This is a genomic window from Streptococcus mitis ATCC 6249 (assembly GCF_000146585.1).
Lineage (GTDB): Bacteria > Bacillota > Bacilli > Lactobacillales > Streptococcaceae > Streptococcus > Streptococcus mitis_AZ.
Genome location: NZ_GL397179.1, coordinates 729,306 through 753,044 on the forward strand (window position 1 = coordinate 729,306; position 23,739 = coordinate 753,044).

26 protein-coding genes and 2 riboswitches are annotated in these 23,739 nt (G+C 42.0%); of the genes, 23 read left to right on the forward strand and 3 right to left on the reverse strand.

The window, feature by feature from the left end; translation table 11 throughout:
* The first annotated feature begins 13 nt into the window (after positions 1–13).
* Complete coding sequence (locus tag HMPREF8571_RS05310; protein WP_000734659.1) at positions 14–325, forward strand: LiaF transmembrane domain-containing protein; 312 nt, start codon at positions 14–16, stop codon at positions 323–325.
* A gap of 31 nt (positions 326–356) precedes the next feature.
* On the opposite strand, the gene HMPREF8571_RS05315 is transcribed toward HMPREF8571_RS05310, so the two are convergent.
* Positions 357–2,156, reverse strand: coding sequence for an N-acetylmuramoyl-L-alanine amidase (locus HMPREF8571_RS05315; protein WP_000722519.1), 1,800 nt, complete (start codon positions 2,154–2,156; stop codon positions 357–359).
* Positions 2,157–2,201: 45 nt separating this feature from the next.
* The gene (locus HMPREF8571_RS05320) at positions 2,202–3,110 is read right to left on the reverse strand and encodes a LysR family transcriptional regulator (protein ID WP_001222580.1); all 909 of its coding nucleotides are present in this window, start codon (positions 3,108–3,110) and stop codon (positions 2,202–2,204) included.
* Positions 3,111–3,212: 102 nt separating this feature from the next.
* Between HMPREF8571_RS05320 and HMPREF8571_RS05325 the strand changes: the two genes are divergently transcribed.
* The 3 genes from HMPREF8571_RS05325 to HMPREF8571_RS05335 all read left to right on the forward strand — a co-directional run bounded on the left by HMPREF8571_RS05325 (position 3,213) and on the right by HMPREF8571_RS05335 (position 4,170).
* Positions 3,213–3,446: a YqgQ family protein gene (locus tag HMPREF8571_RS05325; protein WP_002874361.1), complete on the forward strand. Its 234-nt coding sequence runs from the start codon at positions 3,213–3,215 to the stop codon at positions 3,444–3,446.
* Entirely contained in the window at positions 3,443–3,823 is a 381-nt protein-coding gene (locus HMPREF8571_RS05330) for a rhodanese-like domain-containing protein (RefSeq protein WP_000158114.1), read from the forward strand. Before HMPREF8571_RS05325 ends, HMPREF8571_RS05330 begins: the two co-directional genes overlap by 4 nt.
* 86 nt (positions 3,824–3,909) lie before the next feature.
* Positions 3,910–4,170 carry a hypothetical protein gene (locus tag HMPREF8571_RS05335; RefSeq protein WP_001088139.1) on the forward strand — a complete coding sequence of 87 codons (261 nt, stop codon included), beginning with the start codon at positions 3,910–3,912 and terminating at the stop codon, positions 4,168–4,170.
* Positions 4,171–4,208: 38 nt separating this feature from the next.
* Here HMPREF8571_RS05335 and HMPREF8571_RS05340 read toward each other — a convergent pair whose 3' ends face one another.
* The gene (locus HMPREF8571_RS05340) at positions 4,209–4,934 is read right to left on the reverse strand and encodes a 16S rRNA pseudouridine(516) synthase (protein WP_001235080.1); all 726 of its coding nucleotides are present in this window, start codon (positions 4,932–4,934) and stop codon (positions 4,209–4,211) included.
* Between the two features lie 158 nt (positions 4,935–5,092).
* On the opposite strand from HMPREF8571_RS05340, the gene typA reads away from it, so the two are divergent.
* The 19 genes from typA (at position 5,093) to thiE (ending at position 23,731) form a co-directional block, all read left to right on the forward strand.
* Entirely contained in the window at positions 5,093–6,934 is a 1,842-nt protein-coding gene (gene typA / locus HMPREF8571_RS05345) for a translational GTPase TypA (protein WP_000164128.1), read from the forward strand.
* 19 nt (positions 6,935–6,953) lie between these two features.
* Positions 6,954–7,208, forward strand: a complete 255-nt coding sequence (locus HMPREF8571_RS05350; protein ID WP_000262663.1) for a DUF3165 family protein — start codon at positions 6,954–6,956, stop codon at positions 7,206–7,208.
* 199 nt (positions 7,209–7,407) lie between these two features.
* Positions 7,408–7,707: a lactococcin 972 family bacteriocin gene (locus tag HMPREF8571_RS05355; protein ID WP_000448304.1), complete on the forward strand. Its 300-nt coding sequence runs from the start codon at positions 7,408–7,410 to the stop codon at positions 7,705–7,707.
* A gap of 71 nt (positions 7,708–7,778) precedes the next feature.
* Entirely contained in the window at positions 7,779–9,800 is a 2,022-nt protein-coding gene (locus tag HMPREF8571_RS05360) for a bacteriocin-associated integral membrane family protein (RefSeq protein WP_000732360.1), read from the forward strand.
* Position 9,801: 1 nt separating this feature from the next.
* Entirely contained in the window at positions 9,802–10,443 is a 642-nt protein-coding gene (locus tag HMPREF8571_RS05365; RefSeq protein WP_000571293.1) for an ABC transporter ATP-binding protein, read from the forward strand.
* A 103-nt stretch (positions 10,444–10,546) separates the two neighbouring features.
* On the forward strand, positions 10,547–11,899 hold the full coding sequence (gene murD, locus HMPREF8571_RS05370; RefSeq protein WP_000863073.1) for a UDP-N-acetylmuramoyl-L-alanine--D-glutamate ligase: 1,353 nt from the start codon (positions 10,547–10,549) through the stop codon (positions 11,897–11,899).
* 1 nt (position 11,900) lies between these two features.
* A complete protein-coding gene (locus tag HMPREF8571_RS05375) occupies positions 11,901–12,959 on the forward strand; it encodes a UDP-N-acetylglucosamine--N-acetylmuramyl-(pentapeptide) pyrophosphoryl-undecaprenol N-acetylglucosamine transferase (RefSeq protein WP_000724848.1) in 1,059 nt (352 codons plus the stop codon).
* A 9-nt stretch (positions 12,960–12,968) separates the two neighbouring features.
* A complete protein-coding gene (locus tag HMPREF8571_RS05380) occupies positions 12,969–14,093 on the forward strand; it encodes a cell division protein FtsQ/DivIB (RefSeq protein ID WP_000031127.1) in 1,125 nt (374 codons plus the stop codon).
* A gap of 205 nt (positions 14,094–14,298) precedes the next feature.
* Positions 14,299–15,000, forward strand: coding sequence for an orotidine-5'-phosphate decarboxylase (gene pyrF / locus HMPREF8571_RS05385; RefSeq protein ID WP_001209288.1), 702 nt, complete (start codon positions 14,299–14,301; stop codon positions 14,998–15,000).
* A 42-nt stretch (positions 15,001–15,042) separates the two neighbouring features.
* The gene (gene pyrE / locus HMPREF8571_RS05390) at positions 15,043–15,675 is read left to right on the forward strand and encodes an orotate phosphoribosyltransferase (RefSeq protein ID WP_000170890.1); all 633 of its coding nucleotides are present in this window, start codon (positions 15,043–15,045) and stop codon (positions 15,673–15,675) included.
* Between the two features lie 162 nt (positions 15,676–15,837).
* Positions 15,838–16,974, forward strand: a complete 1,137-nt coding sequence (gene lctO / locus HMPREF8571_RS05395) for an L-lactate oxidase (RefSeq protein WP_000120731.1) — start codon at positions 15,838–15,840, stop codon at positions 16,972–16,974.
* Positions 16,975–17,132: 158 nt separating this feature from the next.
* Positions 17,133–17,221: riboswitch (TPP riboswitch) on the forward strand.
* Between the two features lie 213 nt (positions 17,222–17,434).
* Complete coding sequence (locus HMPREF8571_RS05400; RefSeq protein WP_000449894.1) at positions 17,435–18,103, forward strand: TenA family protein; 669 nt, start codon at positions 17,435–17,437, stop codon at positions 18,101–18,103.
* 123 nt (positions 18,104–18,226) lie between these two features.
* Positions 18,227–18,315: riboswitch (TPP riboswitch) on the forward strand.
* Between the two features lie 158 nt (positions 18,316–18,473).
* Entirely contained in the window at positions 18,474–19,034 is a 561-nt protein-coding gene (locus tag HMPREF8571_RS05405) for an ECF transporter S component (RefSeq protein WP_000915275.1), read from the forward strand.
* Positions 19,035–20,420, forward strand: a complete 1,386-nt coding sequence (locus HMPREF8571_RS05410) for an ATP-binding cassette domain-containing protein (protein WP_000242272.1) — start codon at positions 19,035–19,037, stop codon at positions 20,418–20,420.
* A gap of 1 nt (position 20,421) precedes the next feature.
* A complete protein-coding gene (locus HMPREF8571_RS05415; RefSeq protein ID WP_000598432.1) occupies positions 20,422–21,072 on the forward strand; it encodes an energy-coupling factor transporter transmembrane component T in 651 nt (216 codons plus the stop codon).
* 10 nt (positions 21,073–21,082) lie between these two features.
* Positions 21,083–21,775: a thiaminase II gene (gene tenA / locus HMPREF8571_RS05420; RefSeq protein ID WP_000397183.1), complete on the forward strand. Its 693-nt coding sequence runs from the start codon at positions 21,083–21,085 to the stop codon at positions 21,773–21,775.
* Between the two features lie 3 nt (positions 21,776–21,778).
* The gene (gene thiW / locus HMPREF8571_RS05425) at positions 21,779–22,303 is read left to right on the forward strand and encodes an energy coupling factor transporter S component ThiW (protein WP_001244067.1); all 525 of its coding nucleotides are present in this window, start codon (positions 21,779–21,781) and stop codon (positions 22,301–22,303) included.
* A complete protein-coding gene (locus tag HMPREF8571_RS05430) occupies positions 22,303–23,106 on the forward strand; it encodes a hydroxyethylthiazole kinase (protein WP_001155203.1) in 804 nt (267 codons plus the stop codon). Before thiW ends, HMPREF8571_RS05430 begins: the two co-directional genes overlap by 1 nt.
* Complete coding sequence (gene thiE / locus HMPREF8571_RS05435) at positions 23,099–23,731, forward strand: thiamine phosphate synthase (protein ID WP_001078213.1); 633 nt, start codon at positions 23,099–23,101, stop codon at positions 23,729–23,731. Before HMPREF8571_RS05430 ends, thiE begins: the two co-directional genes overlap by 8 nt.
* The last annotated feature ends 8 nt before the right edge of the window (positions 23,732–23,739 follow it).

A 23,739-nucleotide genomic window follows, 5' to 3' on the forward strand; every position in this document is an offset into this window, starting at 1 on the left:
TGGAGACATAAAAATGAAAAAATTATTGGGACTTGTATTTTTAGTAGCTGCAGCGCTGGTATTGTATTTCGGTTCTGTTGGTTGGCCAAGTTTGGATATCAACCTCTGGTCACTGATTCCAGTTGGCTTGTTCCTCTATTTTACTCTAGAAAATCTTTTGAAAAAAGACTACAAGGCTAGTCTGATGTGCTTGATTATTGCCTTTATCATTGCAAATGCTATTTTGGATCTCTTACCAATTTCAAGTGGTTTGGTGATTGGTGCCGGTGTGTTAGCTTGTGTAGGACTTGGCTATCTCTTTCCAGATAAAAAAGAAGACAAATAGAAAAGTCTCGAGGTTTCTCGAGACTTTATTTTTATTTACCAGCGTAATATTTTTGAATCCCTTTTACGATGCCTGCGACCAGTTTATCTTGGTAGCGACTATCTCTGATTTGTTGGCTTTCAGTGAAATTATCCATATAACCAAGTTCAAGGAGGACGGCTGGTTTGGCTGTTTCGCGTAGTACGGCAAAACTTCTTTCTAACTGACCAGCATCCTTAGCCCCTGTTTCGGCTAAGAGAGAGGAGTGGATAGCAGCAGCGAGGCGCTTACTTTCACTAATGCGATCAGGATGGTTGTGCCAGTATGGATTAATCTTACTTGGATAATCAGGTTCATCGCTATAGGAGTAGGTTTGAATACCGCTCGCTTTTGAATATGCGTTTCCAGTTGCATTGAAGTGGATACTGATAAAAATGTCAGAGTTGGTTTTGTTGACCATACGGGAACGTTCTGTAATGAAATCTACATCAATATCACTATCACGTGAGGTGAGAACCTTGTAGCCTAGTTCTTCTAACTTGGTGCGAAGTTTACGGTAGATTTGCATATTGAGATCTTTTTCAGCTACATTGTAGTAAAAGGCGCCAGAATCTCGACCACCGTGTCCGGGATCGAGGAAGATGGTGTTACTGTATTGGCCTTTTACAAATCCACCCTCAGTTGAAACTTCAGAAATCCATTTCCCATCTTTTTGGAAGAGATGGTCTTTTCCAGAAATCTTGTGAATTCCTGTAACATAGCGACCATTTTCATCCAAATAGTAACGCCCTTTGTCTTGACTATCATCGATCCACTCGTTTTTGGCCATATAGCCACCAGACTTGAGATAATAAGCTCCAATCCACTCCTGATTTGCATAATGCCCATTCGCTTTTAGATAGAACCAGCTCTTATAAGTCTTGTCGAAGATCCATTCTTTTTCAGCCATGGCCCCACTGGTCTTGAGGTAGTAGCTTCCTTGCCATTTATCTGCTAGCATTCCCCCATCATGAGTAAAAGAGTACCAAGAGCCCTGGATTTTTTGCCACTTGTCTTGGACGTATCTGCCTGAATCGCTAGCATAGAACCAAGTATCCTTGATTTTGACCCAGTTGTTTTCTGCCATAGCTCCACTCTTCTTAAAGAGGTAGCCCTTGAAGGTTGTTTCGCTCAACATCCTTCCTTCTTTGTCAAAATAGTACCAAGTACCCTTGATTTTCTCCCATTTGTCTTGAGAGATTTTTCCTGACGGCAGAACGTAGTACCAAACGTGATTGACCTCTTTCCAACCTTGAGATACCATGGCTCCACTTTGACCTAAGAAATAGCCATCAATGCTTGTATTGCTGAGCATGATTCCAGTTTGGTCAAAATAGTACCAAGCACCATTGATTTTTTTCCAAGCATTTTGAGTTAATCGTCCAGAAGGAGCAGCGTAATACCATTGATTCTCCAATTTGGTCCAGCTATTTTCCACCATAGCACCCTCTTGGTCAAAGGCATAACCTTTATAGATAGTGGACTGGAGACGGTCACCATTTTGGTCGAAGTAGTACCATTTGCCTTGAATTTTTTTCCAGTTCACTGCAGGTTGGTCATCTTGGTAGAAGCGCCAGTGATGATTTTCTTGGTACCAGCCCTCCTTTTTGGGCTTGTCTTCTTGCACATCTACTTTCGGAAGAGTTTCTGATTTAGAGTTTTCCTCAATACTTGATTCTTTCTTTTCTTCTTTGGCAATTGCTTCCTTGACAGCAGGTGTGGCTTGAGTTGTATTTTCTTCTCCTAAGACGGATGCGGGTGCTAATCCTGCGATTGAAAGGATTAAAGCACTGGTCAGTAGTATCTTTTTCACTTTCCATTTCCTAACTTTTTCTTTTTCTCTTTTTCATTTTTCCTATTAATTATCGAATTGAACTTCTTCTAGTAGATACTCGATAAAGCGTTCGCCCATCTTAGACAGGCTGGTTTTTTCATGCTGGATATAGACTAGTTCAATCGGGTCGTCAATGTCCAGTGGAATGGAAACGATATTGTCTCCGTTAAGGTTGCTGTTCAAAATCCCTGTTGCAATCGTGTAACCATCCAAACCAATCAAGAGATTAAAGAGGGTGGCACGGTCGCTGACTACGATAGATTTTTTGTGGTATTCCTGAGAGAGAATCTCTTCAGAGAAGTAGAAGGAGTTGTGAGTCCCTTGGTCATAGCTGAGGTAAGGGAAGTTCTCCAAGTCTTCTAGTTTAACCTTATCTTTCTTTGCCAGAGGATTGGTCTTGCTGACGAAGATATGGGGCTGGGCTGTAAAAAGATGGTGGGCCAAGAGGTGGTTGTCATCCAGCATTTTCGTTAAAACATCACGGTTATAACTATTCAAAAAGAGGACACCGACTTCACTACGGAAGTTCTTGACATCGTCGATAATCTCCCAAGTCCGAGTTTCACGAAGGAAAAGTTCGTATTTTTCCATATCACTTTTTTTGAGCAAGGAGACAAAGGCATTGACTACAAAGGCATAGTGCTGAGAGGAAACACTGAAAAGTTCGCGGTGGGCGATAGGATTTTTATAGCGTTCCTCAAGAAGCTGAGTTTGCTCAACGACCTGACGGGCATAGGAGAGAAACTCCATCCCATCACGGGTTAAGGTAATGCCCTTGGGATTGCGGATAAAGATTTCAATGCCCATTTCATTTTCCAAGTCTCGAACGGCATTGGAGAGACTAGGTTGGGTGATAAAGAGTTGCTTGGCTGCTTCATTCATAGAGCCAGTTTCGACGATTTTGATAATATAGTGTAATTGTTGAATTCTCATGCTTTTATTGTACCATACTTGCGGAAGAATGGGCAATGAAGACGAAGAAAATAGGGGGAAAGAGCCGGTCCAGTATTGAAAAAAAGTCTAAAATCTGTTAGAATGAAAGCTATGAAAACATTCTATGATGTGCAGCAATTTCTCAAACAGTTTGGCATTATTGTCTATGTGGGGAAGCGCTTGTATGATATTGAACTGATGAAGCTCGAACTCTCTCGGATCTATGATGCAGGTCTGATGGACAAGCTAGACTATCTAGAGGCAGAAGCTGTTCTTCGTAGAGAGCACAAGATAGAATTAGACTACATAGAGAAAAATGGAGATAAGAACTTATGACAATTTGGATTTTGTGGGGAATCGTACTAGCGATGGCAGCATGGATGGGGTATAACTACCTTCGTATTCGTCGTGCGGCTAAGATTGTGGACAATGCAGAATTTGAAGCCTTGATTCGAAAAGGGCAGTTGATTGATGTCCGTGATGCAGCAGAATTTCACAGAAAACATATCCTCGGAGCTCGCAATATTCCTTCAAATCAGTTGAAGTCAAGCCTTGCAGCCCTTCGCAAGGATAAACCTGTCCTTCTCTACGAAAACCAACGTGGACAACGAGTGACCAATGCAGCCCTCTATCTAAAAAAGCAAGGTTTCTCTGATATTTATATCCTTTCTTATGGATTGGATTCTTGGAACGGGAAGGTCAAGACGAGCTAACATTCTGTTAAAAAATGTCGAATGATAGATAAAGCTTGCATTTTATGGTGTCATCATTTATATTAATTTTAAGGAGATTTTGTAATATGAATTCACAACAAAAGAAAAAACCTTCACTTATTTTAGGTATCTTATCTATCGTCCTTGGTTTGCTTTCTCCAATAGTGGGTCTAATTTTGGGGATCATAGGATTGGTCTTGGCTTTTTCATACCAAAAAGAATCTGGACTAGACTATCAAACAGAAAAAATTCTCAACATCGTAGGACTTGTGGTTTCTGTACTTAACTGGATTGTAACTGTCGCAGTATTTTTTAGAATTGTAGCTGTCGCAGTATTTTTTAGATAAGCAATAAACAAAAAGCTTTATATAAAGCTTTTTTTCTTTTATCCACTTTTCTCTAAATAGTTTTTAATGATTTCTAATTCCTCTGGATTCAAGGGACGGTATTGCCCTTCTGCTAGTTCGGGGTCTAATGTAAAATCACCGAACTGGACTCGTTTGAGAGAGGTCACCTTGACACCAACTGAGAGAAACATCTTCTTGACTTGATGAAACTTGCCCTCAGAGATGGTGATGGAGGCTCGACTCTCTGTTGGGCTTGAGGACAGAATTTCAAGCTGAGCAGGTTTACAAGTGGTCCCGTCTAAAAAGACAATCCCCTCTTTGAATTTTTGGATATGGTCTGACGTGAGCGGTCCGTTTACTACCACTTGATAGGATTTATCGACATGGTACTGGGGATGAAGGAGCTGGAAGCCTAAAGGTCCATTGTCTGTCAAAAGGAGCAGTCCTGTCGTATCGCGGTCTAGCCTACCTATCGCGTAGAGTTGGCCTGACTGGATATTTTTGGGGACTAGGTCCATGACGGTTGGCAGTTTCTTATCCTTGCTGGCTGTAACGACTCCGTTTGGTTTATGAAGCATGAGGTAGATGTGCTCATATCCTTGGATTTGCCGTCCTTGAAAGACTAGTTTTTGCAATCCTGTATCGACATTTTGAGCGAGGGAGCTGGTTGGACAATCGTCCACTAGGATTTCTTTTTTTAATAGAGCCTGTTTCATAGCCTTGCGACTGACCTTTTCTTGGGCTAATAATCTATCTAAACGCATACCAGCCTATCTTATCATAAGTCTCTGACTTTGAAAAGAGGTGACATGGCCAGAAAAGCAAAGTGAAAACATTTACACTTAGCTGAACTGTGATTTTTGAATGAGACTGTGGTATAATTGTTCAGTTAGAAATAAAAATTTAAATATTAGAGGAAATCATGACAAAATTAAGAGAAGATATCCGTAACGTAGCTATTATTGCCCACGTCGACCATGGGAAAACAACCCTCGTTGACGAATTGTTGAAACAATCTTCAACATTGGACGCTCGTACAGAGTTGGCAGAGCGCGCTATGGACTCAAACGATATCGAAAAAGAGCGTGGAATTACCATCCTTGCCAAAAATACTGCTGTAGCTTACAATGGCACACGCATCAACATCATGGATACACCAGGACACGCGGACTTTGGTGGAGAAGTTGAGCGTATCATGAAAATGGTTGACGGTGTTGTCTTGGTCGTAGATGCCTACGAAGGAACCATGCCACAAACTCGTTTCGTATTGAAAAAAGCCTTGGAACAAGACCTTGTCCCAATCGTGGTTGTTAACAAAATCGACAAACCATCAGCTCGTCCAGCAGAAGTAGTAGATGAAGTCTTGGAACTTTTCATCGAGCTTGGTGCGGATGATGACCAGCTTGACTTCCCAGTGGTGTATGCTTCAGCTATCAACGGGACTTCTTCATTGTCTGATGATCCAGCTGATCAAGAAAAAACAATGGCACCAATCTTTGACACCATTATCGACCATATCCCTGCTCCAGTGGACAACTCAGATGAGCCTTTGCAGTTCCAAGTGTCACTTTTGGACTACAATGACTTCGTAGGTCGTATTGGTATCGGTCGTGTCTTCCGTGGTAGTGTGAAAGTTGGAGATCAAGTTACCCTTTCTAAACTAGATGGTACAACGAAGAACTTCCGTGTCACAAAACTCTTCGGTTTCTTTGGTTTGGAACGTCGTGAAATCCAAGAAGCTAAAGCAGGTGACTTGATTGCTGTTTCCGGTATGGAAGATATCTTTGTTGGTGAAACTATTACTCCGACGGATGCCATTGAACCTCTTCCAATCTTACATATCGATGAACCAACTCTTCAAATGACCTTCTTGGTAAATAATTCACCATTTGCAGGTCGTGAAGGGAAATGGGTGACTTCTCGTAAGGTAGAAGAACGCTTGCAAGCAGAATTGCAAACAGACGTTTCCCTTCGTGTTGACCCAACGGACTCACCAGATAAATGGACTGTTTCAGGACGTGGAGAATTGCACTTGTCAATCCTGATCGAAACCATGCGTCGTGAGGGCTATGAACTTCAAGTATCTCGTCCAGAAGTTATCGTAAAAGAGATTGATGGTGTTAAATGTGAGCCATTTGAACGTGTTCAAATCGATACTCCAGAAGAATACCAAGGATCAGTTATCCAAAGCCTTTCTGAACGTAAGGGTGAGATGTTGGATATGATCTCAACTGGTAATGGTCAAACCCGTTTGGTCTTCCTTGTTCCAGCGCGTGGTTTGATCGGATACTCAACTGAGTTCTTGTCAATGACTCGTGGTTACGGTATCATGAACCATACCTTCGACCAATACTTGCCATTGATTCCGGGTGAAATTGGTGGACGTCACCGTGGTGCCCTTGTTTCTATCGATGCTGGTAAGGCTACAACTTACTCAATCATGTCTATCGAAGAACGTGGTACGATCTTTGTCAACCCAGGTACTGAGGTTTACGAAGGAATGATCATCGGTGAAAACTCTCGTGAAAACGACTTGACAGTTAACATCACTAAGGCCAAACAAATGACCAACGTCCGTTCAGCTACCAAGGACCAAACAGCGGTTATCAAGACACCTCGTATCTTGACTCTTGAAGAGTCGCTTGAGTTCTTGAACGACGATGAGTACATGGAAGTAACGCCTGAGTCTATCCGTTTGCGTAAACAAATCCTCAACAAGGCAGAGCGCGAGAAAGCCAACAAAAAGAAAAAATCAGCTGAATAAGAGCTAGAAAGAGATAAAGATGGTCTATTTAATCATAGGGATACTCTTATTACTACTCTATGTATTTGCGACACCTCAAAGTATTAAAGGAACAGTCAACATCGTTATCTTGGTCTTTGTAGTTGTTGCACTCTTGATTTTGCTGATGTTGTCCATCTTGCAAATCTTCCAATTACCGACAGAATTCTTTGTCACAATCGCCATGCTGGCTCTAGCCTACTTTAGCTTGAGAGACATTACGCTCATGTCTGAAAAAAAGAGCAGAAGAAGATAAATAGAAAGAGAGCTTCGGCTCTCTTTTTTAGACTTAGACAGATAAAATTGTTAAAATATTTTTGTAAAATTTATTGACAAACTATGATAAAAATGATACCATAAACACAAAAGAAAACGTTTTCAAAATTCAGATAGGAGGAGATTTTAAATTATCGTCTTGTCACTCTGGGTGTGCTTGAATCGAGAGGAAATAAAAATTGGAAACGAAAAAACACAAATTACTTACTCTCATTCTTGTTTCAAGTTTTGCACTGTTGGGGGCTGTATCTGCCGCAGTGGAGCATCCTGATGGTGGTGTTTGGACCTATGGTGAGGGTTCTGGAGGAGGATGGGCTTTTTCAAATTACTACCATGGTAAAAAATACCATTATTCATCCGTCGTGAGCAGATGGGATAGTGATTCTGATAAAGGAGAAGCTCCTGCTGGAAAAACCTCCTACGCATGGATCTGGACCAAATGGGGAGAACAAGTAGCATTTTACTATGATTATAAGTAATCGTTCATTGATTTAAATCGTTCCCCTTGTAGCTCGTACAAGGGGAATCATTCTTTTATAAGGAGTCTACTATGAAGAAACTATTTATTTGCTTGTCTACTATTTTTCTCAGTTGCTTCTTCATTTGGATTATTATCTTACGTGCCCCTCAGTATCTCTATACTAGTTATGACTCCGTTACCTTGCTACGTGTTAAAAATGGGGCACAAGAGCCGACTCGTGAGGAGTTTGAGCGAGAGTTGGAGAAGTTTGCAAGCTCGGAGCAGAGTTTGATTGCCAGACGGATAGTAGAGCCGAGTAAGGATGGAAGGACCAACTTCACCTATGCGACTTATGGTCAGGGAGGCTTGCCAAAAGAGTTTCAAGCGGCTAGCCAAGAAAGCCGAGAACGGAGCGATCCTCTCAATAGTTACCTTCTCTTGTCTGGTTCATTGACCAAGGAAAAATTAGCTGCAAAATTAGATGATTTAGGTTATAAAGCGATTGCAGACCGCAAAACTCCTCCGTATCTTTTAGCTTTTTGGATTGCTTTAAATCCGTTGTTATTGATTAGTTTAGCTATATTTGGATTAGCTTTCTTTGCTATGGTGATTATCACCCGGATTAAGGAAATGCGGGCTGCAGGGATTCAGCTCTTTTCAGGACAGACTCTCTTGTCCATCATAGGAAGCGCCTTATACGATGACGTCAAGTGGCTTTGCTTAGCTGGGGGGGGATCCCTTATAGTGGGAGGTGCTGTCCTCCTCGGACAAGGGCTCTTTTATCCCGTTCTTTTAGCAGCCTTTAGTATCGGAGTGGGGCTTTATCTTCTCTTTTTATTGGGAATTTCGCTCGTACTGAGCCTGCTCTACTTGATGAGCTTGAGCTACAAGGCTTTGGTTCCTGTGTTAAAAGGACGTTTGCCCCTCAAACGTTTGATGACCTTGACCTTACTATGTCAGTTGGTTGCTGTCTTTACAGTAGGTTATGCAGTCAAGACTGGCTTGACTTCTTACCAGCGTTTACAGGAACTCCAGCTATCCAAGCAAGCTTGGGAAGACCGAGCAGATTATTACCAGATTTCCTTTGGGCTCGGTGATAGAGGAAAAAATGCAGAAAATCAGAGCAAGTGGTATGCTTTTGCCAAGGAAGCAATCGAAGAAGAACAAGCTCTTTATGTAAAGGATAATCTGCTCCATTTTGCCAATCCACAAGGAAAAAATGAACAGGGAGAGACACTGGATACCTATAGTCCAGATGCTAATACGCTCTATGTTAGTCCTAGTTATTTGGAGAAGGAAAAGGTCGTGGTAGATGCTGAGACCAAACAGAAGTTAGCCCATCTCCAAAAAGGTGAGTTTGTCCTCTTGCTCCCAGAACATTTGCGCTCTCAAGAAGCAGAACTAAAAAAAATCTTTGAAGAGAGATTGAGTTATTATGGAAAATCTGGTGAGGAGGCAAGTGCTCCTTTGGATTATGAGATGAAAGCGCACGTTAGTTATCTTTCAATGGGAGAAAAGCGATTTGTTTATAATAACGGTGAGAACCCCGTATCCACTCAGTATTTGACGGATCCGATTTTAGTGGTATTCACGCCGACTTCTACAGGTGATAGTTTTACATCCTTATCTAGTTGGTCTATCAATGCTGGTAAGAATATCTTTGTCAAAGGATATGAAGATGGGATTAAACTCTTGAAAAATGCAGGAATTTATGATCAAGTATCCTACCTCAAGGAGGGACGAAGTGTTTACCTCGCACGTTACTATGAGATTCAAACACAAACTCTAACCCTTATTTTAGGAGCTATTATTGGAATCGCGAGTTCTTTGCTTCTCTTTTATTCTGTGAATCTTCTTTATTTTGAACAATTCCGTCGTGAGATTTTGATTAAACGAATTTCTGGTTTGCGATTTTTTGAAACGCACGCTCAGTATATGATTAGTCAATTTGCTAGTTTTGTATTCGGTGCGAGTCTCTTTATTTGGCGTAGTCGGGATGTGGTGATTGGATTGGTAACTTTATCGATCTTCCTCGTTAGTGCTATACTGACTCTCTACCGTCAAGCAAAGAAAGAATCTCGTGTTTCTATGACCATTATGAAAGGAAAATAGGATGATTGAACTAAAGAATATATCTAAAAAATTTGGAAGCCGTCAGCTATTTTCAGATACGAATCTTCATTTTGAAGGTGGGAAAATTTATGCCTTAATCGGTACAAGTGGCTGTGGTAAGACAACCCTCTTGAATATGATTGGACGATTAGAGCCATATGACAATGGAGAAATTATCTATGATGGCACTTCTCTTAAGGACATCAAGCCTTCTGTTTTCTTTAGAGATTACTTAGGATACTTATTTCAAGATTTTGGCTTAATTGAAAGTCAAACCGTCAAAGAGAATCTCAATCTGGGTTTAGTTGGTAATAAGTTGAAAGAAAAAGAGAAAATCTCTTTGATGAAACAAGCTCTAAACCGTGTTAACCTCTCTTATTTAGATTTAAAGCAACCTATCTTTGAATTATCAGGAGGAGAAGCACAACGTGTTGCACTAGCGAAAATAATTTTAAAAGATCCACCTTTTATCCTCGCAGATGAACCAACTGCTTCACTAGACCCCAAAAACTCTGAGGAATTACTTTCTATATTAGAATCTCTAAAAAATCAGAATCGAACGATTATTATTGCGACCCACAATCCTCTTATCTGGGAGCAAGTGGATCAAGTAATTCGAGTTACCGATTTATCTCATCGATGATAAGAGAACATTAAGTTAGAAGAAAGAGTCACAAATACACTTTGTGGCTTTTTTATTTCCATAAAAATGGTAAAATAGTAGGAGTAGAAATGGAGTTTGAGACATGAAAGTAATCGATCAATTTAAAAATAAGAAAGTCCTTGTTTTAGGTTTGGCCAAGTCTGGTGAGTCTGCGGCCCGTTTGTTGGACAAGCTGGGTGCTATTGTGACAGTAAATGACGGCAAGCCTTTTGAGGAAAATCCTGCTGCTCAAAGCTTGCTGGAAGAGGGAATCAAGGTTGTCACTGGCGGGCATCCTTTGGAACTCTTGGATGAAGATTTCGCTCTGATGGTGAAAAATCCAGGTATCCCGTATAGCAATCCCATGATTGAAAAGGCATTGGCAAAGGGGATTCCAGTCCTGACTGAGGTGGAATTGGCTTATTTGATCTCAGAAGCACCAATTATCGGTATCACTGGTTCAAATGGGAAAACAACTACAACGACGATGATTGGGGAAGTTTTAACTGCTGCTGGTCAACGCGGTCTCTTGTCAGGGAACATCGGCTATCCTGCTAGTCAAGTGGCTCAAACTGCGACAGCTAAGGACACGCTCGTCATGGAACTTTCTTCTTTCCAACTGATGGGTGTTCAAGAATTCCATCCTGAGATTGCGGTCATTACCAACCTCATGCCTACTCATATCGACTACCATGGTTCTTTTGAGGAGTATGTGGCAGCCAAGTGGAATATCCAGAACAAGATGACAGCAGCTGATTTCCTTGTATTGAACTTTAACCAAGATTTGGCAAAAGAATTGGCTACCAAAACACAAGCTACTGTTGTACCATTTTCAACACTTGAGAAGGTTGATGGAGCTTATCTGGAAGATGGTCAACTCTACTTCCGTGGGGAAGTGGTCATGGCAGCGAGTGAAATCGGTGTTCCAGGTAGCCACAATGTAGAAAATGCCCTTGCAACAATTGCAGTAGCCAAACTTCGTGGTGTGGACAATCAAACCATCAAGGAAACTCTCTCAGCCTTTGGTGGTGTTAAACACCGTCTCCAGTTTGTGGATGAAATCAAGGGGATCAAATTCTATAACGATAGCAAGTCAACCAATATCCTAGCTACTCAAAAAGCCTTGTCAGGATTTGATAATAGTAAGGTCATCTTAATTGCAGGTGGTTTGGACCGTGGGAATGAGTTTGACGAATTGGTACCAGATATCACAGGGCTCAAGAGGATAGTCATCCTCGGTCAGTCTGCAGAACGGGTCAAACGGGCAGCGGATAAGGCTGGTGTGGCTTATGTGGATGCGAAAGATATTGCTGATGCGACCCGCAAGGCTTATGAGCTCGCGACTCAAGGAGATGTGGTTCTCCTCAGTCCTGCAAATGCTAGCTGGGATATGTATGCTAACTTTGAAGTACGTGGAGATCTTTTCATCGACACAGTAGCGGAGTTAAAGGAATAATATGAAAAAAATTGTCTTTACAGGTGGGGGGACGGTTGGACATGTTACCCTCAACCTTTTGTTAATGCCTAAGTTCATCAAAGACGGCTGGGAAGTTCACTATATTGGTGATAAACACGGAATCGAACACCAAGAAATCCTCAAGTCAGGTCTGGATGTGACCTTCCATTCTATTGCGACTGGGAAGTTGCGTCGTTATTTCTCATGGCAAAACATGCTGGATGTGTTTAAAGTTGGTTGGGGAATTGTCCAATCCCTCTTTATCATGTTACGACTGCGTCCGCAGGCTATCTTTTCTAAGGGGGGCTTTGTCTCAGTACCGCCGGTTATCGCAGCACGTGTGTCTAGAGTGCCTGTCTTTATCCACGAATCGGACCTGTCCATGGGCTTGGCCAATAAAATCGCCTATAAATTTGCGACCAAGATGTACTCAACCTTTGAGCAACCTGCTAGTCTTGCAAAAGTTGAGCATGTGGGGGCAGTGACCAAGGTTTCAGACCAAAAAACTCCTGAACCAGATGAATTGGTGGATATCCAAACCCACTTTGATCCTAAATTGCCAACCGTATTATTTGTCGGAGGTTCTGCAGGAGCCCGTGTTTTTAACCAACTGGTAACAGACCATCAGAAAGAACTGACAGAACGCTACAATATTATCAATTTAACTGGGGATTCAAACCTCAATGAGTTGAGTAAAAATCTCTTTCGTGTTGATTATGTGACGGATCTCTATCAACCTTTGATGGAGATGGCGGATGTGGTGGTGACTCGAGGTGGTGCCAACACGATTTTTGAGCTTTTGGCAATGGCGAAACTCCATCTCATTGTCCCTCTTGGACGTGAGGCGAGCCGAGGAGACCAGATTGAAAATGCGGCCTATTTTGTTAAAAAGGGCTATGCAGCGGAACTCCAAGAGACAGAATTGACCTTGGAAAGCTTGGAGGAGAAAATCAGTCACCTGCTTAGTCATAAGGACCAATACCAAGCTAGTATGAGGGCTTCAACTGAATTGAAATCTCTTGATGATTTTTATGCCCTACTAAGAAAAGACTTATCATAAGGAAAACCAATGTCGAAGGATAAGAAAAAAGAATCAAACCAGAAACAAGAATTGTCTGAATGGCAGAAACGGAATCAAGAATATCTGAAAAAGAAGGCTGAGGAGGAAGCTACTCTAGCTGCGGAGAAGGAAAAGGAAAAACAAGCTCGGAAGGAGGCCAACTCGAAGTTATTGGAGGAGGCCAAGAAATCCTCGAGTCAGTCGGACGAGGAAGATACAAGTCAAAGTCAGAAACCCTCCGAGAAAGATGAGAAGCCTCAAAAGGAAGACACAGAAGTTAAAAAAGAGAAAGAGAAGAAGAAAAAAGAAAAGCCAGAAAAACCCGCCAAGCCGAGAATTGCTCCCGTTCATATTTGGAGGGCAGTCAGTATCTTGGTGCCGAGTGTTCTGGTTCTCCTCCTTTCTATCTATCTCTTGACTCCTCTTTCGACTCTTAAGCATATCGAGGTTAAGGGGAATGTCCAGACCCAAGCGGATGACATTAAACAGGTTTCTGGTATTCAGGATAGTGACTATACCTTGTCTTTGTTGTTGAACAAGGACAAGCACGCTGAGAAGATCAAGTTGAATCACTGGATAGAGTCAGCAAAGATTGACTACAAATTTCCGACAAACTTTACGATTGAAGTCAAAGAGTTTGAGATTGTTGGCTACTATGTGACTGGTGAAGACCACTATCCAATCCTGTCTAGTGGAACAATTGACTCAAGCCCTGTCAACCTTTTGAACCTGCCTGAGACCTACCTAACAGTTACCTTTAACGATGAGCAGCAGGTGAAGGATCTGATTGCGGGTCTTTCTAGCATCAGCGAGGACATAAAGAGTCAAATCCAGAAGATCGAACTAGCTCCAAGTAAGGCAACTGCAGATCTTCTAAAAATCACAATGCTGGATACAGATGAAATATTGGTTCCCTTGTCAGAGTTGAGTAAAAAATTGCCTTATTACAGTAAAATTAAGCCACAATTAGCAGAACCGAGTTTTATCGATATGGAAGCTGGAATCTATAGTACGAGCCTAGCGGATAAACTTTTGGAAGAAGCTGAGGAAAAAGCTAAAAAAGAGGCACAGGAAGCTGAGAAGAAAAAACAGGAAGAAAAAGAAGCTGAAGAAAAGAAACAACAGCAACAATAAAGCCCAGTTTTTACTTGACAAGTTCCTATATAAATAATAGAATAGAAAAAAACCTTTAAAGCAGTCCAGAGAGGCAGCTAAGGTTAGACGGTGAAAGGGTGGAGACTACCCATTTTTCGTGGAACCTTGCTGCTAGCAGGTTCCTTTTTTCATAGTCATTTTAAGGAGTTTGGTGGACTGTAAGAAGAATCAGAAGGAGAAATATATGCGTGAGAGTCGCCCGGTCATTGCCCTAGATTTTCCAAGTTTTGAAGAAGCAAAGGAATTTTTAGCCCTTTTTCCAGCAGAGGAAAAGCTCTATGTCAAGGTTGGAATGGAAATCTATTATGCGGTAGGCCCAGAGGTTGTACGTTATTTGAAATCATTAGGACACAGCGTTTTTTTGGATCTCAAGTTGCATGATATTCCAAACACAGTCAAATCGACCATGAAAATCTTGTCTAGTTTGGGTGTAGATATGACCAATGTTCAGGCTGCAGGTGGGGTTGAAATGATGCAGGCTGCGCGTGAAGGGTTGGGAGATAAGGGAATTCTCATCGCGGTGACCCAGTTGACCTCAACATCCGAAGAACAGATGCAAGACTGCCAAAATATTCAAACAAGTCTGCAAGCATCAGTGATTCACTATGCTAAGAAAACAGCAGAAGCTGGATTGGATGGTGTGGTTTGTTCAGCCCAAGAAGCCCAACTCATCAAGGAAGCTACAAACGAAGATTTTATTTGCTTGACGCCAGGTATTCGACCAGCAGGTGCTGAAGCAGCGGATCAAAAACGCGTAGTGACCCCTGGTCAGGCCTATCAAATCGGTAGTGACTACATTGTAGTAGGCCGTCCAATCACGCAGGCGGAAGACCCTGTAGCAGCCTACCATGCTATCAAGGAAGAATGGACACGAGACTGGGCCTAAAGCGTATTCGCTAAGAGATGTAAGGATAAGAAGGAGAAAACCATGACACTTGCTAAAGACATTGCTAGCCACCTATTGAAAATTCAGGCAGTTTACCTCAAACCAGAAGAGCCTTTTACTTGGGCATCGGGTATCAAGTCACCTATCTATACAGATAACCGCGTGACTCTGGCTTACCCAGAAACTAGAACCTTGATTGAAAATGGTTTTGTAGATGCTATCAAGGCAGCCTTTCCAGAGGTAGAAGTGATTGCAGGAACAGCGACAGCAGGGATTCCCCACGGAGCCATCATTGCTGACAAAATGAATCTACCCTTTGCCTATATTCGTAGCAAACCAAAAGACCACGGAGCAGGCAACCAAATCGAAGGCCGTGTAGCCCAAGGTCAAAAGATGGTCGTTGTCGAAGATTTGATTTCAACTGGTGGTTCTGTACTAGAAGCCGTTGCAGCTGCCAAACGTGAAGGGGCAGATGTTCTTGGTGTTGTAGCGATTTTTAGTTATCAACTACCAAAAGCAGATAAGAACTTTGCGGATGCTGGTGTCAAATTGGTGACACTATCTAACTATAGCGAGCTCATTCACCTAGCCCAAGAAGAAGGTTACATCACACCAGAGGGACTCGCTCTCTTAAAACGCTTTAAAGAAGACCAAGAAAATTGGCAAAATGCTTAAAACATAGAAAATCAGGTAGTCACAAGGATTACCTGATTTTTTGAAAGGTTCAGGTAATCAGTTTGAAATTCTCAGACAAATTTTTTGAAAACAGTATGAAAAAGAGTTAAGATGTTTAAGTAAGATAAAAAGCAAACGCTTACTTAACAAGGAGGGCATTTTATGTCATATAAAACAAGTAATGCAGAAGGACCTGTAGACTTTATTAACGCTTATGATTTAGAGGCAATGGCGCAACAAGTCATTCCTAAAGCTGCCTTTGGTTATATCGCCAGTGGAGCAGAGGATACTTTCACTTTACGCGAGAACATCCGTGCCTTTAACCACAAACTCATCGTTCCTCATACGCTTTGTGATGTGGAAAATCCAAGTACAGAGATTGAATTTGCAGGTGAAAAATTGTCTTCACCAATCATTATGGCGCCTGTTGCGGCTCATAAATTGGCAAATGAGCAGGGGGAAGTAGCTACTGCGCGTGGTGTACATGAGTTCGGTTCCCTCTATACAACCAGCTCCTACTCTACAGTTGACCTTCCAGAAATTACAGAAGCCCTTCAAGGGACACCTCACTGGTTCCAATTTTACTTTAGTAAAGATGACGGGATCAACCGCCACATCATGGACCGTGTGAAGGCTGAAGGCTACAAAGCGATTGTCTTGACGGCAGATGCAACTGTAGGGGGCAATCGCGAGGTCGACAAGCGCAATGGATTCGTCTTTCCAGTTGGCATGCCGATTGTTGAAGAATACCTTCCAGAAGGTGCTGGTAAATCAATGGACTTTGTTTACAAGTCAGCCAAACAACGCTTGTCTCCACGTGATGTAGAATTTATCGCTGCATACTCAGGACTTCCTGTTTATGTGAAAGGACCACAGTGTCGTGAGGACGTTGAACGTTCGCTTGCTGCGGGTGCCTCTGGTATCTGGGTAACCAACCACGGTGGTCGCCAAATCGACGGTGGACCAGCATCCTTTGACTCGCTTCAAGAAGTGGCTGAAGCAGTTGATAAACGTGTACCAATTGTCTTTGACTCTGGTGTTCGTCGCGGTCAGCTAGTCTTTAAAGCCTTGGCTTCAGGAGCAAACTTGGTAGCTATTGGTCGCCCTGTGATCTATGGTTTGGCTCTCGGTGGTAGTGTTGGTGTGCGTCAAGTCTTTGAGCACTTGAATGCAGAATTGAAGACAGTCATGCAATTATCTGGAACTCAGACTATTGAGGATGTCAAACACTTCAAACTGCGTCACAATCCATACAATCCATCCTTCCCAGTTGATTCACGTGATTTGAAGTTGTATTGAGAAAGTAGAAAGTCTCCATTTGATGTGGAGGCTTTTCTCGTCCTGAGGAAGGGTGACATATCATAACAAAGGAGGAAAAGACTATATAAATATATTTTCCAATCAAATATCTTGCTAGAGCTTTAAAATTCTGTTATACTGGTCCAGTAATAAAATAATAAAGACATTTGGGGTGCCTTAGGCTGAGATGATACCCATTGAACCTGATACAGTTAATACTGGCGAAGGGAAATGTGAAAAGGTTTTTTTCGTATGTCGAAAAGAACTGTCTAATCTTGTAAGTCAACTCTAATTCTTGATTGTAATTGGAGTTTTTTTGTTTATACAAACTGGATAGGCTTGTTTAGGTAGCTCTCTGCAAATGCCCTCGATGTTCTTAAAAAGTATCAAGTGGAATTACGATTTTGCTTGGTATCTCTTGATATTTTATTGATTACTAAGGAGTAAAGAAAGGAAAAATATGGAAACACAAAACTATGCATTTCAGCCAGGTTTGACCGTTGGAGAATTATTAAAAAGCAGTCAGAAGGATTGGCAGGCTGCAATCAATCATCGTTTTGTTAAGGAATTTTTTGCGGGGACAATTGAGAATAAGGTCTTAAAAGACTACCTGATTCAAGATTATCATTTCTTTGATGCCTTCTTATCCATGCTGGGTGCCTGTGTAGCTCACGCAGACCAGCTTGAATCCAAACTTCGTTTTGCCAAGCAACTAGGCTTTCTTGAAGCAGATGAAGATGGTTATTTCCAAAAGGCTTTCAAAGAGTTAAAAGTAGCAGAGAATGACTATCTAGAAGTGACCTTGCACCCTGTAACAAAAGCCTTTCAGGAGCTAATGTATTCTGCTGTGGCTTCATCAGACTATGCTCATCTTTTGGTCATGCTGGTCATTGCAGAAGGTCTCTATTTAGACTGGGGTTCTAAAGATTTGGCTCTACCTGAAGCCTATATTCATTTGGAATGGATCAATCTCCACAGAGGTCCTTTCTTTACAGAGTGGGTTCAATTTCTGGTTGACGAACTCAATCGTGTCGGTAAAGGTAGAGAAGATTTGACAGAACTTCAGCAACGCTGGAATCAAGCAGTTGCTTTGGAATTAGCTTTTTTTGATATCGGTTATGAATTATAGGACAGATTCAATACTTTTATGTAGATTAAAAGAATGAACAAACAAACTATATAAATATATTTTCCGGTCAAATATCTTGCTAGGGCTTTCAAATTCTGTTATACTGGTCCAGTAATTAAATAATAAAGACATTTGGGGTGCTTTAGGCTGAGATGATACCCATTGAACCTGATACAGTTAATACTGGCGAAGGGAAATGTGAAAAGGTTTTTTTCGTATGTCGAAAAGAACTGTCTAATCTTGTAAGCTAAACTCTAATTCTCGTTTGTAATTGGAGTTTTTTTGTTTATCAAAAGAGGATAGGCTTGACGGCAAGCCTTTTGGTAGCTCTCCTTGAATGCCCCACTTTTCTTTAAAAAAGGAGTTTTTTATGTTGAAAAAATGGCAGTTAAAAGATGTTATCTTGCTTGCTTTCTTGTCTATCTTTTTTGGTGGCGTTTTTGTGGGTTCGGGCTATCTGTTTGATATTCTCACCCTGATCTTGGCCCCTCTTGGTTTGCAGGCCTTTGCCAATGAAATCCTCTTTGGTCTCTGGTGTATGGCTGCGCCCATTGCGGCTATCTTTGTTCCAAGAGTCGGAAGTGCAACGATTGGAGAAGTGCTCGCTGCGCTTGCTGAAGTCCTTTATGGTAGCCAATTCGGTCTAGGTGCCCTTTTGTCTGGCTTGGTTCAAGGTTTGGGAAGTGAACTTGGTTTTATCGTAACCAAGAATCGCTATGAAAGTTGGCTCTCTCTAACTGCTAATAGTATTGGGATTACGCTTGTTAGTTTTGTCTATGAATACATTAAGTTAGGTTACTACGCTTTCTCCCTTCCTTTTGTCCTTTCCTTGCTTGTGGTGCGCTTTATTTCTGTCTTTTTCTTCTGTACCATCTTGGTTCGTGCCATTGTCAAACTTTATCATCAGTTTGCAGCTGGGGGCAAGGCATAGATGGTGCTGGAACTACGAGCGATTCAGTCCCCAATCTTCTCTGAGCCGCTTGATTTTACTTTTCATGCGCAAGCCTTCACCTTGTTAGTTGGGAGCAGTGGTTCAGGAAAATCGAGTCTCTTTCAAATGATTGCCCAAGTCAGTTCTCTTCCCTATAGTGGTCAAGTCCTGATAGATGGGAGCCAGGTCAGTCAGCTTTCTATCGTCGAACGTGTCCAGACGGTTGGCATTCTCTTTCAAAATCCCAATCATCAATTTACCATGGAGAACTTGTTTGAGGAGCTGATTTTTACCTTGGAGAATATCGGCCATCCCGTTCAGGAAATTGATGCTAAAATAGCAGAGGTTGTCCAGCAATGTCGCTGTAAGGCGATTTTGCACCGTCCCATTCATCACTTATCAGGTGGGGAAAAGCAAAAGGCTGCTTTGGCTGTTCTCTTTGCTATGAATCCTAGGGTCTATCTCTTGGATGAGCCCTTCGCTTCCATTGACCGCAAGAGCAGAATCGAGATATTGGAGATTCTAAAAGAGTTGGCCTCTAATGGGAAGACAGTCATCCTGTGTGACCATGATTTAACAGACTATGAAGCCTATATCGACCATATTGTGGAGCTAAGAGACGGTCAACTAAGGGAAGTGTTTCAAATCCCTACCTCTGAGATGACACAGGTTTCTTCAAAGAATGTTGCTTCTAGCCCGGAATTGTTCCATATGGATAGAACGACTTGTGAGCTGGATAAGCGTCCCCTCTTTTCGATTGCTGATTTTACTATCTACCAAGGAATTTCCTGTATCTTGGGTGATAATGGTGTTGGGAAATCAACCCTCTTTCGGTCTATTCTTCAATTTCAAAAGTATGAGGGGCGCATTACCTGGAAGGGGACAGTCCTGAAAAAGAAAAAGAGTTTGTACCGTGACCTGACGGGTGTTGTTCAGGAAGCTGAGAAGCAGTTTATCAGAGCCAGTCTGCGAGAAGAGCTTCAATTAGATGGACCTGATTCTGAAAGAAATCAGCGAATTTTCCAAGCTTTACGATATTTTAATCTGGAGCAGGCGCTTGATAAGAGTCCCTATCAATTAAGTGGTGGCCAGCAAAAGATTCTTCAGCTATTGACCATCTTGACTAGTAAGGCCTCTGTGATCTTGCTAGATGAACCTTTTGCAGGTTTGGATGATAGAGCTTGCCATTATTTTTGTCAGTGGATTGTGGAGGAGAGAAATCAAGGAAGAAGTTTTCTGATCATTAGCCATCGTTTAGATCCCTTGATCTCTGTGGTCGATTATTGGATTAAGATGACTAGTCAGGGTCTCAGTCATGTGAAAGAAGTGACAATTACCAAACCACTCATATCTCAGAGTAGCAATATTCAAGGGGAGGTAAGATAGTATGATCAAAGTAGCAACCCAGACACCGATTATCAGTCTCTTCTTGCTGATTTTATCCTTGGAAACATCTTTCATTCCTTCGATTGCTCTGAATCTTTCGGTAGTCGCATTTTGTATTCTCTTTATGCTCTATTACCGTCGATTTAAGATGTTGGCTTGGATGATTCTACTAGCCATTTTGCCATCTTTGGCCAACTACTGGGCAGTTCAGTTACACGGAGATGCTTCGCAGGCGGTGATGCTTGGAACGAGGGCCTTTGTGACGGTTTGTATTGGTCTTGTCTTTGTTTCCAGTATTTCCCTAAAAGAGCTTCTCTTGTACTTGGCTCAAAAGGGGTTATCGCGTTCTTGGGCCTATGCCTTAATTGTAGTATTCAATGCCTTTCCCCTTATTCAGAAAGAAATCAAGTCCCTCAAAGAAGCTTGCCTATTACGTGGTCAAGAACTGCATGTTTGGTCTCCCTTGATTTACAGCAAGGTTCTGATGACAGTCTTTAGGTGGCGCCATCTTTATCTGAGAGCTCTGTCGGCGCATGGATATGATGAACATGCACAGGTGGAGAATAGCTATCGGACTTTTTATATTCCTAAAAAAACAAAATTAATCTACCTGCTTTTCTTTTTATTGCTTCAAACTAGTCTATTTTTATAAAGGAGTTATTATGGAATTTACAGATATTGCGATGGAATTATCCAAGGAAGCTTGGCAGGCTTCTTTTCATCATCCCTTTATTTTACAATTACAAGAGGGAAATTTAGAACCTGATATTTTCCGCTATTACCTGATTCAAGATGCCTACTATCTGAAGGCCTTCTCAGAAATCTATCACCTCTTGGCTGATAAGACTTCGAATCAAGAGATGAAAAGACTCTTGAAACAAAATGCTCAGAGTCTAGTGGAGGGTGAGTTGTTTATCCGCCAAGAATTTTTCAAGGAATTGGAAATCAGCGATCAGGAAATGGAGCAACATCCAATCGCTCCCACCTGCTATCATTACATTTCTCACATTTATCGGCAATTTGCAGAGCCAAACTTGGGCATTGCTTTTGCAAGTTTGCTGCCTTGTCCTTGGTTATACCATGATTTGGGCAAGACACTTAATCGCAAACCATCCCCGAATCCTCTTTATCAACAGTGGATTGAAACTTATATCACCGATGAATTAGAACAGCAGATTAAAGAGGAAGAAGAGCTGGTCAATCAACTCTATCGCGAAAGTGATGAGACAGACAAGAAAAAAATGTTAGATGCCTTCCACATCAGTGTTCACATGGAAGCCAAGTTTTGGGAGATGGCTTACCAACACCAAACATGGACGAGTGATTTGCAGTCCTTAGGAAAAGAGAAGAAATAGAAAATGAGAAACCACCGACTTCAAGTTCACAAATTAACCATTTTATCCATGATGATTGCCCTTGACGTAGTTCTTACACCCATCTTTCGAATTGAAGGGATGGCACCAATGTCCAGTGTAGTCAACATTCTTGCAGGAATCTTGATGGGGCCTGTTTATGCCTTGGTCATGGCTACAGTCACAGCCTTTATCCGTATGTCTACTCAAGGCATTCCGCCCTTGGCGCTCACAGGAGCTACTTTTGGAGCCCTCCTTGCAGGTCTCTTTTATAAGTACGGTCGAAAATTTCATTATTCTGCCCTAGGAGAGATTTTGGGAACAGGGATTATCGGTTCCATTGTTTCCTATCCTGTCATGGTTCTCTTTACGGGATCTGCGGCCAAGCTCAGCTGGTTTATCTATACTCCGCGATTTTTCGGAGCAACCTTGATCGGTACAGCCATAGCTTTTCTTGCCTTTCGATTTTTAATCAAGCAGGAATTCTTTAAAAAAGTACAAGGATATTTCTTTGGAGAAAGGATAGACTGATGCAGGAATTTACAAATCCCTTTCCTCTAACCTCTAGCTCCTTAATTCACTGCATCACCAATGAGATTTCCTGTGAGATGCTGGCCAATGGCATTTTGGCTCTGGGATCTAAACCTGTCATGGCAGATGATCCCCGTGAGGTCCTTGATTTTACCAAACAAAGCCAAGCTCTCTTCATCAATTTGGGGCATTTGTCAGCTGAGAAGGAGAAAGCAATCCGCATGGCAGCTACTTATGCAGCTCAAGCTTGTCTCCCAATGGTAGTAGATGCAGTTGGCGTTGCGGCTTCCCCCATTCGTAAGGATCTAGTCAGAGATCTTTTAGAATACAAGCCCACGGTCCTTAAAGGAAATATGTCAGAAATCCGAAGTCTTGTTGGCTTAAAGCACCACGGAGTTGGAGTTGACGCTAGCCATAAAGATCAAGAAACGGAGGATTTGCTTCAAGTCTTGAAAGACTGGTGTCAGCTTTATCCTGGTATGTCATTCTTAGTCACTGGCCCCAAGGACCTCATCGTTTCGGAGAATCAGATTGCAATATTGGGAAATGGCTGTGCAGAATTAGACTGGATAACAGGGACAGGAGACCTGGTTGGAGCCTTGACAGCCGTTTTTCTCAGTCAAGGAAAGACTGCCTTTGAAGCTTCTTGTCTAGCGGTCTCTTATCTCAATATCGCTGCTGAGAGAATTCTTGTTCAAGGAATGGGATTAGAAGATTTTCGTTACCAAGTTCTCAATCAACTCTCTCTCCTAAAAAGAGACGAAAATTGGCTAGAAGCCATCAAAGGAGACTTTTATGAATAGAGAAGCACTTAGACTGTATCTAGTAACCAATCGCTACCAAGATTCCTTGGGAAGCTTTCTTGAAAAAGTTGAGACGGCCTGCCGTTCAGGTGTTACCATTGTCCAATTACGAGAAAAAAATCTCACAACCAATCAATACTATCACTTGGCAAAACAAGTTAAAGAAATAACAGATGCCTATCAGGTCCCCTTGATTATCGATGATCGGTTGGATGTTTGTCTTGCAGTAGATGCTGCAGGTCTGCATATCGGCGACGATGAACTACCAGTTTCGGTTGCCCGCAAAGTCTTGGGTCCTGAAAAAATCCTCGGTGTCACTGCTAAAACAGTTAATAGAGCTCTCGAAGCAGAAACATCAGGTGCGGATTACTTGGGAACAGGAGCCATTTTCCCGACTACGACCAAAGAAAATGCACCCATTACCCTGATTTCAACCTTGAAAACAATTTGCCAAACGGTCGCCATTCCAGTAGTTGCTATCGGAGGCTTGACGTCAGAGAATATTGACCAACTTATCGGCACGGGTATAGCTGGAGTAGCTGTCGTACGTGATTTGATGCAGGCAGAAGATATTGAGGCAAAAGCGCACGCCTTTTTAACAAAGCTGGATGACATGATTTCCTAATCAAAAAC

Excerpts from the sequence above, each read along its gene's own strand:
- lctO (WP_000120731.1), top strand. The coding sequence starts at position 15,838 with ATGTCATATAAAACAAGTAATGCAGAAGGACCTGTAGACTTTATTAAC.
- HMPREF8571_RS05360 (WP_000732360.1), top strand. The coding sequence starts at position 7,779 with ATGAAGAAACTATTTATTTGCTTGTCTACTATTTTTCTCAGTTGCTTC.
- HMPREF8571_RS05430 (WP_001155203.1), top strand. The coding sequence starts at position 22,303 with ATGCAGGAATTTACAAATCCCTTTCCTCTAACCTCTAGCTCCTTAATT.
- HMPREF8571_RS05405 (WP_000915275.1), top strand. The coding sequence starts at position 18,474 with ATGTTGAAAAAATGGCAGTTAAAAGATGTTATCTTGCTTGCTTTCTTG.
- typA (WP_000164128.1), top strand. The coding sequence starts at position 5,093 with ATGACAAAATTAAGAGAAGATATCCGTAACGTAGCTATTATTGCCCAC.
- HMPREF8571_RS05410 (WP_000242272.1), top strand. The coding sequence starts at position 19,035 with ATGGTGCTGGAACTACGAGCGATTCAGTCCCCAATCTTCTCTGAGCCG.
- HMPREF8571_RS05330 (WP_000158114.1), top strand. The coding sequence starts at position 3,443 with ATGACAATTTGGATTTTGTGGGGAATCGTACTAGCGATGGCAGCATGG.
- pyrE (WP_000170890.1), top strand. The coding sequence starts at position 15,043 with ATGACACTTGCTAAAGACATTGCTAGCCACCTATTGAAAATTCAGGCA.
- murD (WP_000863073.1), top strand. The coding sequence starts at position 10,547 with ATGAAAGTAATCGATCAATTTAAAAATAAGAAAGTCCTTGTTTTAGGT.
- HMPREF8571_RS05335 (WP_001088139.1), top strand. The coding sequence starts at position 3,910 with ATGAATTCACAACAAAAGAAAAAACCTTCACTTATTTTAGGTATCTTA.
- tenA (WP_000397183.1), top strand. The coding sequence starts at position 21,083 with ATGGAATTTACAGATATTGCGATGGAATTATCCAAGGAAGCTTGGCAG.
- thiW (WP_001244067.1), top strand. The coding sequence starts at position 21,779 with ATGAGAAACCACCGACTTCAAGTTCACAAATTAACCATTTTATCCATG.
- HMPREF8571_RS05340 (WP_001235080.1), bottom strand. The coding sequence starts at position 4,934 with ATGCGTTTAGATAGATTATTAGCCCAAGAAAAGGTCAGTCGCAAGGCT.
- HMPREF8571_RS05350 (WP_000262663.1), top strand. The coding sequence starts at position 6,954 with ATGGTCTATTTAATCATAGGGATACTCTTATTACTACTCTATGTATTT.
- HMPREF8571_RS05400 (WP_000449894.1), top strand. The coding sequence starts at position 17,435 with ATGGAAACACAAAACTATGCATTTCAGCCAGGTTTGACCGTTGGAGAA.
- pyrF (WP_001209288.1), top strand. The coding sequence starts at position 14,299 with ATGCGTGAGAGTCGCCCGGTCATTGCCCTAGATTTTCCAAGTTTTGAA.
- HMPREF8571_RS05365 (WP_000571293.1), top strand. The coding sequence starts at position 9,802 with ATGATTGAACTAAAGAATATATCTAAAAAATTTGGAAGCCGTCAGCTA.
- HMPREF8571_RS05380 (WP_000031127.1), top strand. The coding sequence starts at position 12,969 with ATGTCGAAGGATAAGAAAAAAGAATCAAACCAGAAACAAGAATTGTCT.
- HMPREF8571_RS05375 (WP_000724848.1), top strand. The coding sequence starts at position 11,901 with ATGAAAAAAATTGTCTTTACAGGTGGGGGGACGGTTGGACATGTTACC.
- thiE (WP_001078213.1), top strand. The coding sequence starts at position 23,099 with ATGAATAGAGAAGCACTTAGACTGTATCTAGTAACCAATCGCTACCAA.
- HMPREF8571_RS05320 (WP_001222580.1), bottom strand. The coding sequence starts at position 3,110 with ATGAGAATTCAACAATTACACTATATTATCAAAATCGTCGAAACTGGC.
- HMPREF8571_RS05310 (WP_000734659.1), top strand. The coding sequence starts at position 14 with ATGAAAAAATTATTGGGACTTGTATTTTTAGTAGCTGCAGCGCTGGTA.
- HMPREF8571_RS05325 (WP_002874361.1), top strand. The coding sequence starts at position 3,213 with ATGAAAGCTATGAAAACATTCTATGATGTGCAGCAATTTCTCAAACAG.
- HMPREF8571_RS05415 (WP_000598432.1), top strand. The coding sequence starts at position 20,422 with ATGATCAAAGTAGCAACCCAGACACCGATTATCAGTCTCTTCTTGCTG.